This window comes from Arsukibacterium sp., assembly GCF_036735525.1.
In the GTDB taxonomy this organism is placed as follows: domain Bacteria; phylum Pseudomonadota; class Gammaproteobacteria; order Enterobacterales; family Alteromonadaceae; genus Alishewanella.
In genome coordinates, this window is the sequence record NZ_DAINOE010000029.1 from 23,141 (window position 1) to 40,068 (window position 16,928).

15 protein-coding genes are annotated in these 16,928 nt (G+C 45.4%); 10 read left to right on the forward strand and 5 right to left on the reverse strand.

Annotated features, from left to right (window positions below; translation table 11 throughout):
* Positions 1-11 precede the first annotated feature (11 nt).
* From fba to V7D78_RS07770, 7 genes are all read left to right on the forward strand, one after another.
* On the forward strand, positions 12-1,076 hold the full coding sequence (gene fba / locus V7D78_RS07740) for a class II fructose-bisphosphate aldolase (RefSeq protein WP_333607872.1): 1,065 nt from the start codon (positions 12-14) through the stop codon (positions 1,074-1,076).
* A 245-nt stretch (positions 1,077-1,321) separates the two neighbouring features.
* A complete protein-coding gene (locus V7D78_RS07745) occupies positions 1,322-2,092 on the forward strand; it encodes a DUF3450 domain-containing protein (protein ID WP_333607873.1) in 771 nt (256 codons plus the stop codon).
* A 6-nt stretch (positions 2,093-2,098) separates the two neighbouring features.
* On the forward strand, positions 2,099-3,466 hold the full coding sequence (locus V7D78_RS07750) for a MotA/TolQ/ExbB proton channel family protein (protein ID WP_333607874.1): 1,368 nt from the start codon (positions 2,099-2,101) through the stop codon (positions 3,464-3,466).
* Positions 3,466-3,993 carry a MotA/TolQ/ExbB proton channel family protein gene (locus tag V7D78_RS07755; protein WP_333607875.1) on the forward strand — a complete coding sequence of 176 codons (528 nt, stop codon included), beginning with the start codon at positions 3,466-3,468 and terminating at the stop codon, positions 3,991-3,993. Before V7D78_RS07750 ends, V7D78_RS07755 begins: the two co-directional genes overlap by 1 nt.
* Before the next feature lie 11 nt (positions 3,994-4,004).
* Entirely contained in the window at positions 4,005-4,409 is a 405-nt protein-coding gene (locus tag V7D78_RS07760) for an ExbD/TolR family protein (RefSeq protein ID WP_333607876.1), read from the forward strand.
* 2 nt (positions 4,410-4,411) lie between these two features.
* Positions 4,412-5,026 carry an energy transducer TonB gene (locus V7D78_RS07765; RefSeq protein ID WP_333607877.1) on the forward strand — a complete coding sequence of 205 codons (615 nt, stop codon included), beginning with the start codon at positions 4,412-4,414 and terminating at the stop codon, positions 5,024-5,026.
* 2 nt (positions 5,027-5,028) lie between these two features.
* Entirely contained in the window at positions 5,029-6,291 is a 1,263-nt protein-coding gene (locus tag V7D78_RS07770) for a hypothetical protein (RefSeq protein WP_333607878.1), read from the forward strand.
* A gap of 50 nt (positions 6,292-6,341) precedes the next feature.
* Here the strand turns inward: V7D78_RS07770 and prsR are convergent, their stop codons facing one another.
* The 3 genes from prsR to V7D78_RS07785 are packed head-to-tail and all read right to left on the reverse strand — an operon-like array spanning position 6,342 to position 10,566.
* Positions 6,342-7,700 (reverse strand): PEP-CTERM-box response regulator transcription factor, encoded by a 1,359-nt coding sequence (gene prsR / locus V7D78_RS07775; RefSeq protein WP_333607879.1) that lies wholly within the window; start codon positions 7,698-7,700, stop codon positions 6,342-6,344.
* Position 7,701: 1 nt separating this feature from the next.
* On the reverse strand, positions 7,702-9,777 hold the full coding sequence (gene prsK / locus V7D78_RS07780) for an XrtA/PEP-CTERM system histidine kinase PrsK (protein ID WP_333607880.1): 2,076 nt from the start codon (positions 9,775-9,777) through the stop codon (positions 7,702-7,704).
* A 9-nt stretch (positions 9,778-9,786) separates the two neighbouring features.
* Positions 9,787-10,566, reverse strand: a complete 780-nt coding sequence (locus tag V7D78_RS07785; RefSeq protein ID WP_333607881.1) for a S1 family peptidase — start codon at positions 10,564-10,566, stop codon at positions 9,787-9,789.
* Positions 10,567-10,676: 110 nt separating this feature from the next.
* Here V7D78_RS07785 and V7D78_RS07790 point away from each other — a divergent pair, with 110 nt between their 5' ends.
* From V7D78_RS07790 to V7D78_RS07800, 3 genes are all read left to right on the forward strand, one after another.
* Positions 10,677-11,513: a patatin-like phospholipase family protein gene (locus V7D78_RS07790; protein WP_333607882.1), complete on the forward strand. Its 837-nt coding sequence runs from the start codon at positions 10,677-10,679 to the stop codon at positions 11,511-11,513.
* A gap of 98 nt (positions 11,514-11,611) precedes the next feature.
* Positions 11,612-12,376, forward strand: a complete 765-nt coding sequence (locus tag V7D78_RS07795) for a PEP-CTERM/exosortase system-associated acyltransferase (protein WP_333607883.1) — start codon at positions 11,612-11,614, stop codon at positions 12,374-12,376.
* 84 nt (positions 12,377-12,460) lie between these two features.
* Positions 12,461-13,324 carry a ThiF family adenylyltransferase gene (locus V7D78_RS07800; RefSeq protein WP_333607886.1) on the forward strand — a complete coding sequence of 288 codons (864 nt, stop codon included), beginning with the start codon at positions 12,461-12,463 and terminating at the stop codon, positions 13,322-13,324.
* A 119-nt stretch (positions 13,325-13,443) separates the two neighbouring features.
* Here V7D78_RS07800 and V7D78_RS07805 read toward each other — a convergent pair whose 3' ends face one another.
* Together V7D78_RS07805 and prsT are read right to left on the reverse strand one after the other, a co-directional pair.
* On the reverse strand, positions 13,444-14,352 hold the full coding sequence (locus tag V7D78_RS07805) for a PEP-CTERM sorting domain-containing protein (protein WP_333607884.1): 909 nt from the start codon (positions 14,350-14,352) through the stop codon (positions 13,444-13,446).
* Between the two features lie 254 nt (positions 14,353-14,606).
* A partial coding sequence (prsT, locus tag V7D78_RS07810; RefSeq protein ID WP_333607885.1) for an XrtA/PEP-CTERM system TPR-repeat protein PrsT occupies positions 14,607-16,928 on the reverse strand: 2,322 nt, incomplete at its 5' end.

A 16,928-nucleotide genomic window follows, 5' to 3' on the forward strand; every position in this document is an offset into this window, starting at 1 on the left:
GAGAGGCTTTCATGGCACTGATATCATTACGTCAAATGCTGGACCACGCTGCCGAGTTTACTTACGGTGTGCCGGCATTCAACGTGAATAACCTGGAACAAATGCGCGCTATTATGTTAGCCGCGGATAAAACGGACAGCCCGGTGATCGTGCAGGCATCAGCCGGCGCCCGCAAATATGCAGGCGCGCCTTTTTTACGGCATTTAATTCTGGCAGCAGTAGAAGAGTTTCCGCATATCCCTGTGGTAATGCACCAGGACCACGGTACTTCGCTGGCTGTATGCCAACGCTCCATTCAGTTAGGCTTTTCCTCAGTGATGATGGATGGCTCTTTGGGTGAAGATGGCAAAACACCGATGGATTACGACTATAATGTTAATGTAACGCAGAGAGTCGTCGAGATAGCGCATGCCTGTGGTGTGTCTGTAGAGGGTGAGTTAGGCTGCCTTGGCTCTTTGGAAACGGGCGAAGCAGGCGAAGAAGATGGTATAGGCGCAGATTGCATACTTAGCCATGATCAAATGCTGACCGATCCGGAAGAAGCGGCGCAGTTTGTTCGCGCCACTCAGGTAGATGCTCTGGCTATTGCTTGTGGTACCTCGCATGGTGCATACAAATTTAGCCGGCCGCCAACAGATGATATTCTGGCGATTGATCGCATTAAAGCCATTCACCAGCGCATCCCTGATACCCATCTTGTGATGCATGGTTCTTCATCGGTACCACAGGATTGGCTGCAAATCATTAATGAGTATGGCGGTAAAATACCAGAAACTTATGGCGTGCCAGTAGCGCAAATACAGCAGGGCATTAAGTACGGTGTGCGTAAAATTAATATCGACACCGACTTGCGTCTGGCGTCAACCGGTGCTATTCGTCGTTATATGGCGAAGCATCCGGCAGAATTTGACCCACGTAAGTATTTACAGGAATCAGTAAAAGCGATGGCAGATATCTGTATTGCCCGTTACGAAGCCTTTGGCTGCGCCGGACAAGGCAGTAAAATTAAAGCGTTATCGCTTGATGCAATGGTGGATTTATATTCAGCGGGTAAGTTAGTGCCGAATATAAAATAACCGATAAGTTTAATGCGCTTTGAATAATTAACAATTGATTAGTTAAAGCTGCATAAAATTGGTGCTAAACCGAATATAAATGCGTCTTTACAGGCCTTGCCAGACGTTGACCGCGTGTTGACAACCGGCATTTTACCTGTAATGATGCGGATGGTTTACCCTCTAACCGAGGGCTACTTATCTTTGCAATTCAGTGGCCCTTACAACATCAGGTTACGTTAATCAGCAATAATTGGTTGGGAACTATGTTTAATAAAAAAATTCAAAAAAGTCTTGTCGCTACGGCGCTGGCTGGCAGTTTTGCGCTGGCAGGCTCAGCAATGGCTACAGACTTAAGAGCTTTGCACCAGGAAAATACTCAAATCCAACGTGCCGCAGTACAATCTCAGGAAAAAATCAACACGATTTATGAACAAACCCAGGAGTTGTTGGGCGAGTACCGTGTTGTGGTCGATCAGACCGAAAACTTAAAAGTTTATAATGACTTCTTAGCCACCTTAGTTGCTGATCAACAACGTCAGATTAACTCTATTCAACGTCAGATCGATGGTTTAGAGAAAACCAACCAAGGTACTGTACCTCTCATGTTCCGCATGATTGATGCCTTAGAATCATTTATTCAGGCAGATATTCCGCTGCGTACTGAACGCCGCCAGGAACGTATTGAACGCTTACGCGAGTCAATGACCCGTTCAGATGTGCAACGTTCTGAGCAATATCGCCAAATTCTTGAAGCCTATGAAATTGAAATGGGCTACGGTTCTGAACTGGCTTCGTTCCAGGGCACGCTGAATATTGGTGGTAACGAAATCACTGTAGATTATGTACACCTGGGCCGTTTAAGCCTGATGGCACAGTCTCTGGATGGCAGCGCGGCCTGGGTTTGGAACAACAATACCCGCAGCTGGGATCAATTACCCGCGTCTTATATGAATCCGATCACCAATTTCATCAAGATGGCTCGTCGTGAAGCCACCCTTGAAATGGATCGCATACCACTTATCGCAGCGGAGTAAGATTAAATGAGACAGGCAATTAAGACTTTTGTTGTTGCTGCTGCAGTGACCCTTTCTGCATCAGTAGCTTTTAATGCTGTAGCGAATACAGCTAAACTTGACCAGTTATTGGAACAAATCAAACGTGAGCGCGTTGTTGAAGGCCGTGTAAATCAGGAGCGTGAACGTGCTTTCCTGGCCGAACGTGCTGATAAGCAAGCATTACTCAATACCGCAAAGCGTCAGTTAACTGAAGAAGAAGCGCGTGGTCGTCGTTTGCAGCAGCAGTATGCGCAAAACGATATCACTATCGCGCAGAAGCAGCAGGAACTGGACAGTGCTTTAGGTACCATGGGTGAAGTGTTTGGTGTTATCCGCCAGGCGGCTAACAAAACCATCGGTACTATCAGTAGCTCTATCATTAGTGCTCAGTATCCGGGTCGTGACGTACCGCTGCGTACCATCGCTGCTGCTACCGAGTTACCAACGCTGGAAGAAATGGAAGACCTGTGGGTTGCCATGTTAACTGAAATGACTGAATCAGCAAAAATCTCTAAGTTTGATGCTGATGTCGTTGAGTTAGCCGGTGGTTCATCTACTCAACGTGTCACACGTTTTGGTACTTTCCACCTGACGACTAACAACGAGTATCTGATCCGTAACGTAGACACTGATCAAATCCAGCCTCTGGGCCGTGCTCCACAAGCTAAGATCGCTAATTCTGTTGCCGACTACCATCAAGCACGTGCCGGTGAGTTAGCCAGCTTATATGTTGACCCAACTAAAGCTAACTCATTGTTACGTTTGAACCAGCAACGTTCAACCTTAATGGAATACTACCATGAAGGCGGTACTGTAGGTTACTTAATCACTGTGCTTCTGGCGATCGGCTTACTGATAGCATTAGAACGTATTCTGGTATTAACTGCTGTCGGTGGCAAGATGCGTAGCCAGTTGAAAAACCTGGCCTCGCCATCAACCAATAACCCACTGGGTCGTATCCTGAAAGTTTATCACGACAACAAAGATGCTGACGTGGAAAACCTGGAATTGAAACTTGATGAAGCCATTCTACGTGAAACACCAAAAGTAGACCGCGGTATCGGCTTAATTAAACTCTTTGCTGCAGTTGCGCCACTGATGGGTCTGTTAGGTACCGTTATCGGTATGATCCTGACCTTCCAGCAAATTACTCTGTACGGAACAGGCGATCCAAAACTGATGGCAGGTTCAATTTCTCTGGCTCTGGTTACCACAGCGCTGGGTCTGATTGCCGCTTTACCATTACTGTTCGTGCACAGCATTGTTCAGTCACGTGCTAAGTCAATTCTGCAAGTATTAGATGAGCAGAGTGCTGGTATCGTTGCTGCGCACGCGGAGAAGGAGAAAGCCTAATGATACTCCAGCTGATAGAGCTGTGGGAATCGGTACAGGATTTTATTCATACCGGGGGCAACGTCTTGTATGTTGTCGCCCTGGTGCTCTTCGTTATGTGGGTTATGATGATTGAGCGCTACTGGTATTTACGTGCGGTGTTTCCCAAAATGAAGCGGGATATCATCGCCAGGTGGGATGCGCGGGAAGATACAACTTCCTGGTACGCTCACAAAATCCGTGATACTTGGATTTCCGAAGCGACGGATAAACTCGATCAAAGAATGTTACTGATTAAAACACTGGTTGCTATGTGTCCACTTGTGGGCCTGTTAGGCACCGTTACCGGCATGATAGCAGTATTCGATATCATGGCTACTCAAGGCACCGGTAACCCGCGCACTATGGCGGCAGGTATTTCGATGGCAACGATCCCAACAATGGCCGGTATGGTTGCCGCCTTGTCAGGTGTGTTTTTCAGTTCGCGGCTTGAAGTGCAAGTGAAACGGGAAAAAGCAGATCTCGTGGACAGCTTACCGCATCATTAAGAGAGAATTTTATGGCACGTAAACGTATTCGTGAAGACGAAGAAGCCGCAATCGACATTACGCCGATGATGGACATCGTTTTCATTATGTTAATATTCTTTATCGTTACTACTTCATTCGTGAAGGAAGCCGGTATTGATGTCAATAAGCCAGAAGCAACACAGGTTCAACAACAACCGACCGCCACTATCTTTATCGCTATCCGTGCAAACGGTGAAGTGTGGATGGATAAGCGTCCGGTAGATATTGAGCGGGTTGCGGCTAACATCGAACGCTTAAGAGCAGAATCTCCGACTGACACTATTATTTTGCAGGCGGACATCGAAGCTAAACACGGTGTAGTAATGGAAGTGATGGACCAGATCAAAATTGCTGATCCTACGCTGGTGATTACTATAGCCGGGGAGAAAAAATAATTATGGTGCGTTTCCTAACATCGTTGATTATCGGTGCAGTGGTAACGTTTCTGTTGTTTCTGATTATGGCGCTGCTTGTTAAAGGCAGCGGCGAACGCCAGGCGGTCGATCAAGAGCGTATTATCGTTGAGATTAATACCACACCGCCTGATTCAGATACACAGGTGCGGCGGCCTCCACCGCCGCCACCACCACCGCCACCAGCGCAACCGCCTAAGACACCTCAGCCTGAGCCTGAGATGACTAATACGGCAGGTGCAATTGGTTTTAATATGCCGGGCCTTGATCTTGGCGTGAACACGGGTTTAGGTGATCCTGGTTCATTACTGCGTGATGGTGACGCTACTCCTATAGTGCGTATTGAACCACGCTATCCGGTGCAAGCGGCTCGTGACGGCTTAACTGGTTATGTCACACTGCGCTTTACTATTATGGAAGACGGCAGTGTTGGTGAAGTAGAAGTCATTGAAGCTGAACCACGCCGGGTGTTTGACCGCGAAGCGATTCGTGCATTAAACCGCTGGAAATATAGCCCGAAAGTGGTTGATGGTAAGCCACAGCGTCAGCCTGGTATAGTGGTACGGCTTGACTTCACTCTCGATATGGCAGGAGGTTAAGTATGAATAAACTCACATTATTAACTTCAGCGCTGTTAGTAGCTGCATCCTTTAGTTTTGCTGTGCCATTACAGGCGCAGGATCTTACTGCAGCAGACAGAGAGCGGATTGAGGCACGTAAAAATGCCAAAACTCAGCTGCCAGGTGAAAGGGTAGGTCGTGCAGTTACCCGTGCTTTTGAATTGTATAGCGAAGAGAAAATTGATGAAGCTTTAGCTTTGTTGATGGACCTTCGCCCGGGTAACGATTTTGATACGGCTTTTGTGAATCGCTTTATCGGCAACCTCTATGCCACTAAAGATGCCAAGCAAGCTATCAAATACCTGGAATTATCTGTTAAGCCTGATGTAATGAGTTTTGGCGATCAAGCACAAGCTCTTAAATTATTAGGTGATTTACAGTCGATGGAAGGTATGCACCGTGCTGCCATCCAGAGTTATCAAAACTGGATGCGTTTTACCGGTGAGCGTGACTCTGATGTATATTTGCGGATAGCTAATGCCCATTATCAGATGCAAGAGTATGACAAAGTTATTGCGCCTGCTGATAATGCTATTCGCTATGCCCGCGAACCGAATAAGCAGCACTATATGTTGAAAATGGGGGCTTTCTATGAGGCTCGCAACTACGTTAAAACCGTAGAAACCGTTGAGACTATGGTGCAGTTATTTCCGGAAGAGCGTTCATACTGGGTATATTTAGGTAACTTTTATACCTTGTTGGAAGAGTATTCTAAATCGTTAAGTGCCTTTCAGATTGCTTATGCCAATGGTTACCTGGAATCTGAAGCTGAACTGAAGTTGTTAGGGCAAATGTATGCCAATAACAATATTCCTTTTAAGGCCGCAACAATTTATGAAAAGTACTTAAAAGCAGGCAAAATCAAAAAGGATCGGCAGATATTAGCAGCGATAGCTTCTAATTATCAGGCGGCCCGTGAGTTTGCAAAAGCGGCTGAGTATTATGGTGAAATGGCTAAGTTGACCAACGAAGCGGATGCTTACCGTCGTCAGGGCAACGCCTTTATGGCAGTACAACGTTATGCAGATGCTATTACGGCTTTTGAAAACTCATTGCGGTTAGATTCCCGTAATGTTGGCCGGGTACATATTGATATGATGACGGCGTATTTAAACCAGAATAAACTCAGAGAAGCGATGGCGTCATTGCAGGAAGCCAAGAAAGATCCTGCAACTTCACGTCAGGTACGCAGCTGGGAAACCTATATTCAGGAAAAAGCCCGCGTTCGCAATATGCGTCTGTAGTTTTTACCCAGAGTAAATCGAATAAAAAAACCCGCTTTAAGCGGGTTTTTTTATAACTCGATTTCGCTGCTGCGCAGATCATGTAGCCGGTATTTTTCAATTAATGCATAGAGTGTAGGGCGGGTAATACCGAGTAAGTCAGCGGTTTTAGACAAATTAGCGTTGGCAACAATAAATGCATGACGGATAGCTTTGCTTTCAGCTTGCTCTCTTATCTTACGCAGGGTATCAACCTTATTGGCTTTTACAGCGGCTAGACCAAGATCTTCAGCGCTGATTTTTTTGCTGTCTGCTAAAATCACTGCCGATTTAAGCTTGTTTTGCATTTCCCGAATATTGCCGGGCCAGCTATGGTTTAGCAATGCCTGGATGGCACAATCGGTAAAACCCTGCACCTGAGTTTTATATTCGTGATTAAACTTATGTAATAACGCCTTAGCGATGATAATAATATCATGGCCACGCTGTCGTAGCGGTGGGATAGTCAGGGTGATTTCACTGATTCTGTAATATAAGTCTTCCCGAAACGCTTGCTCTGCCACCATCTCTGGCAGGTTGCGGTGGGTGGCACAAATGACCCGCACATCGACTTCAATTTCCTGGCGGCCGCCGACTCGCTCAATCACACGTTCTTGTAAAAAACGCAGCATCTTAGCCTGCAGACTTAATGGCATATCGCCAATTTCATCCAGCAGCAGGGTTCCGCCATTAGCCCCTTCAATTTTGCCTAGTGTGGTTTTATTTGCACCGGTAAAGGCGCCTTTTTCATAACCAAATAACTCACTTTCTAATAAGTTTTCCGGTATGGAGGCACAGTTTATGGCAACAAAAGGTTTGTCAGCTCGTGGGCTTTGTTTGTGGATGGAGCGGGCAAATACCTCTTTGCCTGTACCGCTTTCACCTAACAGCAGTGTAGTGATCTCTGTTGGCGCAATTTTTTCAACGGTACGGCAGGCTTTTAAAATGGCTTCACTGTTACCAATAATATCTTGTTGCGACGCTTGGCTGGCTTTCAATGCCTGGTTTTCTACCTCTAACTGAGATAGCTTAAAAGCCCGTGCTAAAATAATTTGCAGCACGTCAGCATCAATTGGCTTTTGATAATAATCATAAGCACCCAAGGCTACTGCTGCCAGCGCATGCTGATTATCGGTGTTACCGGTTAGCACTATGACTTTACACTGGGGTTGTACAGCGAGAATCTCCGCTAAGCAGGCTAAGCCTTCACTGGCATTGGCAGCATCGGGTGGTAAACCCAAATCCAGCGTAACCACCGCAGGTTCATAGCGACGTAATTGTGTCAGGGCACTGCTTCTGTCAGCAGCAAATACCAGTTCATAGTCGCTCAGGCTCCATTTCAGTTGTTTTTGGATCCCTGGATCATCTTCTACTATCAATACGGTATTCATATTACAGTCCTTGTACAGCTGTCAACGCAGGCGAATCTTGCCTTACTGGCAAGTTTAACGGAAGTATCAGACTAAAGGTAGTCCCTTTTGTTGGTATGCTATTAACACTGAGACTGCCGCCCGATTGCTCAGCAAAGTGTTTGGCGTCGTAGGCACCTATGCCCATGCCAGCATTACCTTTGGTAGAGTCAAAGGGTTTAAATAGTCGCTCAGCGATAAAATCGGCACTCATGCCGCAACCGGTATCACTGATGCTTATGATGACTTTATCATGTTCAGTGCTTACGGTTAAGCAGACTTTATCATCTGGCTGACATGCTTGCTGGGCGTTATCCAGCAAATGATAGAGCACACTGGCGAAACGCTCTTTATCTATCACTAACCTGGCATCTTCGATGACTTTCAGCTCTGGCACTGGCAGTCGATTAGCGCAGCGCTGCTTGATAACCTGCTCTGCAACAGCAGCGACTGAAAACTGACTATGCTGCTGCTGGCTGACGCGTTTACTGCCTAATTGCGACAGCATATGTTGCATCCTGTTTTGCATCGCGGCCAGAGTGTCAAAGGTATCCTGAATAAATTCAGGGTTAGCGGCATGACGCTGAGCATTTTTCAGGATTAAATCTATTTGGGCTTTAACGTTTTTAAGATCATGCACTACAAAGGCAGACATCTGGCTAAAAGCAACAAACTGTGCATTTTCACTCAGTGTTTTGCTGGCCTGCATCAGCAATAGTAAGCTCGAAACCTGCTCAGAAACCAACGTTAGGTAATCACGAAGCTCCCAATTAAGGCTTATCTTGTTTATCTGCGGGGCATTCATCAGGCAGAGCCCCCAAAGCTGTCCTTTGCTATGCACCGGGATCAATAAGTGGACATCGCACTCACTTAAATACGGCTGGCTGACTACAAAGCTGTCTTGCTGGTCATTTGTATCCAACAGCCAATATTTTGTGGCAAACTGCTGTTGATAATCTTTAATCAGCTTCAGTTCTGCAGTGTTCAGTTCGGACCGTTGTTGTAGGGCTAATGTTTGCGGTTGGCCATCCGCCTTAAACATCACTATAGCGCCTCTGTCATAGCCAATGCTGTTTAGCCAGATAGCCAAAATGCGTTGGTATTGCTCTGGCTGACGTAAGTCTATTTGTTTTAAACCCGTCGTTAAGGACAACCATTTTTCGCGATAATCAAATTTATTCGCAAAAAAATGTTTCTCAATAAATACTTTAAATTTACGTCTGACGGCACCGGATAGCAGTAATACGGCCAATATAGCAAAACCAAGACCAATAAAGGTGGCCTGAATCAGGTTAGTCCAGTCTCCTCCTATAAAGCGTATGTAAAAACCGGCGATTGCCAGTAAACACAAATACAGGCCTGCAGCCATTACCAGTGAGCTTTGCAACACAATATCGCGCGATATGTAAACGGTAATGCCCCAGGCTTGGATCCGACGCAGTGAGATAATCAGTAGTGGCACTAGCGCTGTAAATACATAACCACGTGCCAGCCAAAGCTGATCATCAATACGGCCAAATAGCGCCGATTCTGCCAGCAGTACAAAGTCAAAGATGATACCAATAGTCAGGGCTAGCACTAAGGGCTTAAACTGCCAGCGTTCAGCCTGGCTGGCTCTGCGGTACAGTGTTTCTAATAGCGCCAGTTGTATAATGCAAATAGCCAGATAGCCGGTAAAAATATAGTGCCAGTCAAGATAGCGTTGGTAACCCAACCAACTCCACAAAGGTAAAGCAATGACTATCGCCAGCACTAAGGGGTGGCGAAAAAATTCGCGCCAGCTAACTACTTGCCTGCTTAATGCCGCTAATAAAAATAGCAAGAGGAACAGCGTGCGAGTACTTTCAAATAACAGGGACAGTGCGCTGGTAAAAGGCACGCTACCTGTCCAGGCATAATAGCCGGCCCAGCCGAGCGTCGCCAGGGTAAAGGTAAGCAGTAAGGTTTTTTGTAAATTACTGGTGCGGGTAGCGAGCACCAGGCCTAAAAAAAACAAATAGGCAATACCCGCTACAATAAAACCCAACCGATCCAATTCAAGGGTAAGCCATAAATCCATAATATGCTCTTAGCGTTGTTGCATCAGATCTAGTAAAAACTGACTAGGGATGGCATAGCTGATGCCGCTGGGATCGCTGAGTACTGCTTCTCTGGAAGATTTAATATAAACCTGATTTACAATACCAATGACTTCACCAGTTTGAATATTATAAAGCGGGCTGCCACTGTTACCCGGATAAGCGGTAGCATCCAGCTGATAAACCAAATAAGGTTGTTGCAGATGTCGTAACGCCTGGCTGTGTAAGTCGCGGGCGTTATCTGCCGGTATGGCTACCGGCGTATGCGCCGCTATAGTGCCGCGGTGAGTCGCAGGGTACAAACCTAATACATGCGTAATGGGAAAACCGGTAAAGCCAACGTTAGCGCCTTCAGCAAGCATTTCTGCCTGGCTGATATTTACTGCGGGTAAGTTGGCTTCAATACTGAGTAGAGCCAGATCATGTTGTGGAGACAGCTCCCGACTAAGAATTTTATGCACGGTGACTTTATTGGCACTGCCGGAAAGCACCACATATTCTTCCAGTTGTGCTGTGTTCAGACTTTTAGCAATCACATGATAATTGGTAGCTATTCTGTTACCTGGCGCTACGGCAAAGCCGGTGCCGATTAATTGAATACGTGGTGAGCCGGTTGGATTATGTATGCCTATTGCCACTACCGAGGGTTTAATCTGCTTAATGGTCTGCACTAAGTTATCCGCCGTGGCGGGGAATGCCAGAAATAAAACCAGTAAAAGAGTGTGTCGCCAGTAATGCATATCCATATCCACCTTATGTTTAGCGTCCATTAAACAAGCTTATACTAGCTTAATTGTTGAAAAAATGCGCGTGTTAGTACTGGAATCTTAAGCTGATTAGCGCATACTAATAGTATGTATTGCAACATGGATTAAAAGCAGTGCAAAATCAAAGGGAAATTGTACCCATCTTGTCTGGTGGGGGCACCCGCTTGAGCTGTTATATTGGTATATTACAGGCATTACAGGAGCAAGGCTTTTATTGCCGGCATCTGGTTGGTGTGTCTGGTGGCAGCATAGTGGCGTCGCTTTATGCCTCTGGCTGGCCATTAGATAAAATCCGTAACCTGGCAATGTATACGGATTTTAAACAGTTCAGGGGCATGTCTCTGACTAAGCTGATCCGCTTTGGGGGCTTATCCGATGGCAACTTGTTTGAACAGTGGCTTGACACTCAACTTGAAGGGCGCTGTTTTTCTGATTTAGAACTGGATTTACATGTATTGGCCACCGATATCCGTGGCGGTGGTCCGGTCGTATTCAGTAAAGCGACTACACCCAATTTACCGGTGTCTCTGGCCATCCGGTTTTCGATGTCAATTCCGTTATTTTTTTCCTTTAAGACCTTCAAACATCATGTAATGACCGATGGGGTCATTTTATCAGAAGATGCGCTACATCATGATTGGTCTGGACGCGATGTGCCTATAGTCTGTTTTCGGTTAAAAAGTGAAGCTGAGCATAAACCTGTGGTAACCAGCAAATATCTACCGGTAATTAGTTATATTAATATGTTAATTCAAACGTTTATGAACGCCGTGTCGCGTGAGTATGTGCACGCAGAGTTTTGGCATAATACGATAGTAGTGAATACCGGCGAGCTGTCTTCAGTGCATTTTGATATGACAGTCGAGCAAAAACAGCAACTGTATAACATGGGTTATCAGACAGCAAAAACGATAATGCCGTTAAAATTAAAAGCGTTGTTTAGCCATTAAAGCCTACTAAGCAGTTTTCGGCTTTTTTTGCAGATCACGCAGCACTATCACACTTTTACACTAAACTTAGCAAAGGGATATTTCAGATGGATGCGGCTATGACCAGCAAAACGCTTGCAGAAAATTTTGCACTGTATTTTGATATTAAATTTGCCAATACCAAAGCGCTACAACAGGAGGCATACCGGATCCGTCATGCTGTTTACTGTGAAGAATTGGGTTGGGAGCCGCTGCGGGATGATAAGATGGAAATTGATAACTGCGATAGTTATTCTTTTACACTGTTACTGCAACATAAAGCAACAAAACGTTATGCCGGAACAGCCCGCTTAGTGATCACGCCACCTAATCAACCTGAATGCCTGTTACCATTTGAAGCACACTGCCTTGACTCTATAACGCCCGGTGCCATCAATTTACAAGATTTCCAGCCGGGATCATACAGTGAAATCTCACGATTGGCGGTACCTGAAGAATTCAGAAGGCGTTTGGGTGAACAACACACGCCTTTTGTCGTTAACGAATTTAGTAGTGATGTTGCCGTTTTTTCCGAAGAGGAGCGCCGTAACTTTCCCAACATCGCCGTTGGCCTCTATTTAAGCATCATAGCGCTATCGAGAATGTGTCATCATCAAGCAATGTTTGTGGTGGTAGAGCCTCGGCTAAAAAAACGCTTGGAGCGAATTGGCTTTCCATTTGAACAACTCGGCGAAGAAATGGATTATCATGGTGTCCGTGCATTATTTTACCTTCGAAAAGAAAACTATACTGCCAAATTATCGCCCGAAGTACTTGAGCTCTATCAGTTCTTGTATGACAGTTTGTATCCACAAGTTTTATTGCTACCTTATCTGCAGCGTTAAGGCCCTATCATGACCGCATCTGTAATAGCCCCTGTTGGGGATAAAGCCAGCCCTCAGCCAGGCTTAACCTCTGACGCGTCTGTACTGAAGACCGTGTTTGATTATCAAACTGCTTTTTCGCGCAATATTGGCTGGTTTACTGAAGATGAGCAGCAGCTGCTGGCCGCTAAAAAAGTGGCTATTGCCGGCTGCGGTGGTGTTGGCGGCATACATACACTGACATTAGCCCGTTTGGGAATTGGCCAGTTTGCTTTATCAGATTTTGACAGTTTTGGCATTGAAAACTTCAACCGGCAAGTTGGCGCACTGATGTCGACTATCGATAAACCGAAACTGGCTGTGATTAGCCAGATGCTAAAAGACATTAATCCGCAGGTTAAGCTCAGCGAATTTGCCGAGGGAGTCAATGAACACAATGCTGAAGTTTTTTTAGAGGGTGTAGATTTATATGTCGATAGCCTGGATTTTTTTGCGATTAAAGCCCGCCGGCTGATTTTTGACCTTTGTCAACGCAAGAACATTCCGGCTATTACTGCTGCTCCCCTTGGTATGGGCACAGCATTTTTATGTTTTATGCCGGGTAAAATGAGTTTTGAGCAATATTTTGGTATGAGCCATTGTGCGGAGTCTGAGCAATTTGTCAGGTTTTATCTGGGCCTGGCTCCTAAGGGGTTACAGCGACAGTACTTAGTGGATCCCAGCAGAGTCGATTTAGCCAATAAACGCGGGCCTTCCACTATAGTGGGTTGTACTTTAAGTGCCGGTATTGCTGCCTCTTATGCCAGTAAAATATTGCTGGGCAGGGGGGATGTCATCTGTGCGCCACGGGGTATGCAGGTTGATGGTTATCGAAATAAGCTGGTCTACAGCTGGATGCCGTTTGGTGCCGCTAACCCCTGGTTTAAATTAAAAGTCAAGCTGGCAAAAAAACAACTTGGCATCAATTAAGCGTTAACGCATGGCTTTCCGTTAGCTTAAGATTTTTCTAAGCGTATATTTTACTGATAAGATTGATGAGCAAGCAAAAACGCCAGCAGATGCTGGCGTTTTATTAACTGACTTTACTATTAAGCAGCTTTCGAGGCTTTACGCTGACGACGGCCAGCAGCTCCCATGCCTAACAAGCCCAGGCCAAGAATAGCTATAGTCGCTGGCTCAGGGATAGTGGCAGTAATAGAACCATCAAGAGTTGATTGGCGAATAGCATTAGTGCCAACTAATAATAATTCGTTAGGATCTGGAATTGGCGGGTTAACGTTAGTATCCAGAATTAACCTGGCAAAATTACCAGTAGCAATACCTGATGCGGCATCTTTAAAGTTGCCACTGCCATCATCAATCCACAGGAAACCTGTTTCTGCAAAGGTGATGTCAAAAAACAGATCTAAGTTTGCTGGAGTGAGATTAGAACCTGTTAAGGTTGCTTCTATTACTACGCGGTCATTGTTTAAAGCTGTTCTGTCATCAAAGAAAAATCTGATGTAACCACCGGTAAATTGTGGGCCAGCAGCTGTAAGGGTGCCGGTAAAATAATAATCTACCAGTAAGCGCCAGGTCAGCAGGAAACCTTCACCGTCCTGATTATCCAGCAGTGGTGGAATAAGCGGGCTCAGCGCATCAATATCACATTGCGCAGGGCAGTTAGGAAGTACCAAATTAACATTTGGTCCACCTAAAGATGGGCCAGATGCAGGTAAGCCTAAACCTGCAAGGATTGCTGCATCATTAGTATCAAAAAAACTACCAAAGATACTGCCATCACTAAAGTCATAAATTGATGTAGCCAATAATTGACTAAAGCCAAACTCATCAAACAAACCTGTTTTTGAGTCTGCGTCGCCATTACTGGAAACATTGGCAGGATCTTGGTCATCATACCAATTTGAGCCTACGTCAATATACATCCAATTTGCCGAGGCTGCCGCACTTAGCAGCAGTGTCGCGGCTGTAAGCGTTGCTTGCATAAGTTTTTTCATCGTCGAGTTCCTTTTCTAAGGTGGTGGTAGCACGGATAATGTTGCCGTATAAGATATAAGCATGATTGGTGCCAAGTTTTTATGTATTTTATATTTGATAAATATCAGTCACTTATAGTGGTTTGTTTCTGCGGTCATGCAGAGGGAAAGGAAGGTTGTAAATAAAGCTGACGGTTAGGTAAGGGTAGTTTATATGTTAATTAAAGTGAGGTATTAATAAAAAAGGCCTGCACAACGTACAGGCCAGTGGGTCATTATAACTGTTGACTAAGGGTCAGTTTACGTTGCGTCAGGCGCGCATCTTTACTGTTTACATTGTTTAAGATCTGACTTGCTTTGGCTTTGTTATTTAACAAAATAAGGGCTTCGGCGTAATTAAGCTTCACCTCATCGTGTTCAGGTCTAATGGTCAGTGACCGTTCGAAATAGCTAAGTGCATCCTGATGACGGTTTAATCTCATCAAGGCCGCGCCATAGGTGTCAAGAATATCCGGGTTTTTATCATCTATTTTAAGTGCCTGGCTGGCATAGTTTAATGCTTTTTCCGCTTCACCCTGCTCAATAAGCATCCAGGCATAGTTATTTAACAGCACTAAGTTATTGGGTATTTGCTCAACCAGTTCTTTATAAATCGCTACCGACTTGCTCACATCTGTTTGCATCAGCAGGTTGGCATAGACAATTTGCAGCCCATGGGTTGTCTCGTGTTTCTCCAGGTGAGCTTCAATAAAATTAATGGCCTGGCGTAGCGATACATCTTGGCGATAGAGCTCAGTAATGTACATTGCCGCCTCAGCACTAGGGCTATTTTTATAGCTTTCCAGGTACAGATTTAGCGCAGCACTGTTTTGACCTAAGCCCATCAAATTGCGGCCATGTAAATATTGGACTTCGGCCAGAGATTGAAATTCCGCTGGGCTCTGTTTCACAGTATCTATGGCTTTGTCGAACTGTCGGCTGTCAGTTAGCAACTTTAGTTTTGACATTAACAGCTGCTGGTTTTGAGGTTGGCGCTGCAGATGCCTGTCAATTATTCTGATAGCTTCTGTACTATTGTTGTTGCGGCGCAAGACTTCAGCATAAAGTAGGGTCGCCTGAATATGCTCAGGGTTTTGCTGATGCCATAACTGGCTAAGCCGGCTTGCTTCAGCTAAATTACCTCTTTGTACTAAGGCATCGACTAAAATCATCCAATGGACGCTTGGGAGTTGTTGCGCTGTATCAATGGGTTCTAACTGCGTTATCACTTCCTGGACCTGTTTGGCGTTATGTAAGTAACGGGCTAACGCTAACCTGAGCTGGTAGTTTTGTGGGTTTTTAGCCAATTGTTCCTTGGTACGATTAATTTCAGCGGTGGCGTCCCCTAATCTGTGACCCACTATTAATGATTGTGTAATGGCAGGGACATATTCCGGATGGCTGGTAATCAGCTTATCAAGAATGACTTTAGCAGCAGGGTAATCGTTTTCAAAGGTGGCTACTGATGCCAGCATCAGTTGTGTAAAAGGATTATTGTCACCTGTAACCTCTGCCGCAGCTAAATGTACTTTCGCATCCTCAGGTTTTAACTGCAGCAAATCAGCATAGGCTTTCAGGTTGTGGCCCATAAAGGCGGTTTCTGGATCTTTAATCCAGCCATCGGCTAATTGATCAACTTTGTCATATTGTTGCTGACGTAAATAGCTGGTGGCCAGAATCAACCGGGTTTGGTGATCTCCAGGTTCCATCATTAGTGCCAGTTCTAAATCACGAATGCCTTCATGTTCTTGGCCCGCAACATTTAATTTTAGCTGGCCCATAGTTAATAAGGTATTGACGTCTTTAAAGCCTGCACTTTCGTATTTGGCGATTAATTCGGCCGCGGCATTATTATCACCTGCGCGCGCCAGGTTAAAGGCGGTGGTGGCAAACAGGTTTAAGTCTTCCTGAGTAGGCGGTAAAGAGCCTAATGCTTCTTTGGCGATACCAGGTTCACCTGCTTTTAATTGCAGGGCAACGTACAAACGTTTGGCAGGTGGAAAGGCATCTAAATATTGGCCCATGGCAGCAAAGTTGTGTAGTGCCTGAGATTCTAACCCTAATTGAAATGATGATAAGCCGGCAATTAATCTGGGTTGTGGTGCGCGGTAACCATTGGCAATAGCTTTGTCGGCAAATTCTTTGGCTTTTACGAAATCTTTTGCCTCATAATCAACTACTGCTTTTAAGTAGTTAGCGTAGGCCTGATCTGGCAATGCCCTTAAGATGATATCAAGGTGCGGATTGGCCTCAGTATGCCGATTATCACGGATTAAGGCTTGTGCTGCCAAAATACGGACTTTAAAATTGCGTGGTTGCAGTTTGATAAGTTGTGTAAAAGCCTCACTGGCCGCGGCAAATTGATCATTGACTAAATGCAGGTTGCCCATCAACCCTAATGCTTCAGGGTAGTGTGGACTAGTTTGCGGTATGTCTTGCAAGCGTTTAATACCTTCCTGATATTGAGTACTGGTAATCATCAGGTTACTTTGAGCGAAGGCCTGAATATCATCATATTCTGACAGCGCTAGCTCATGAAATAAGAATACGGCCTGCTC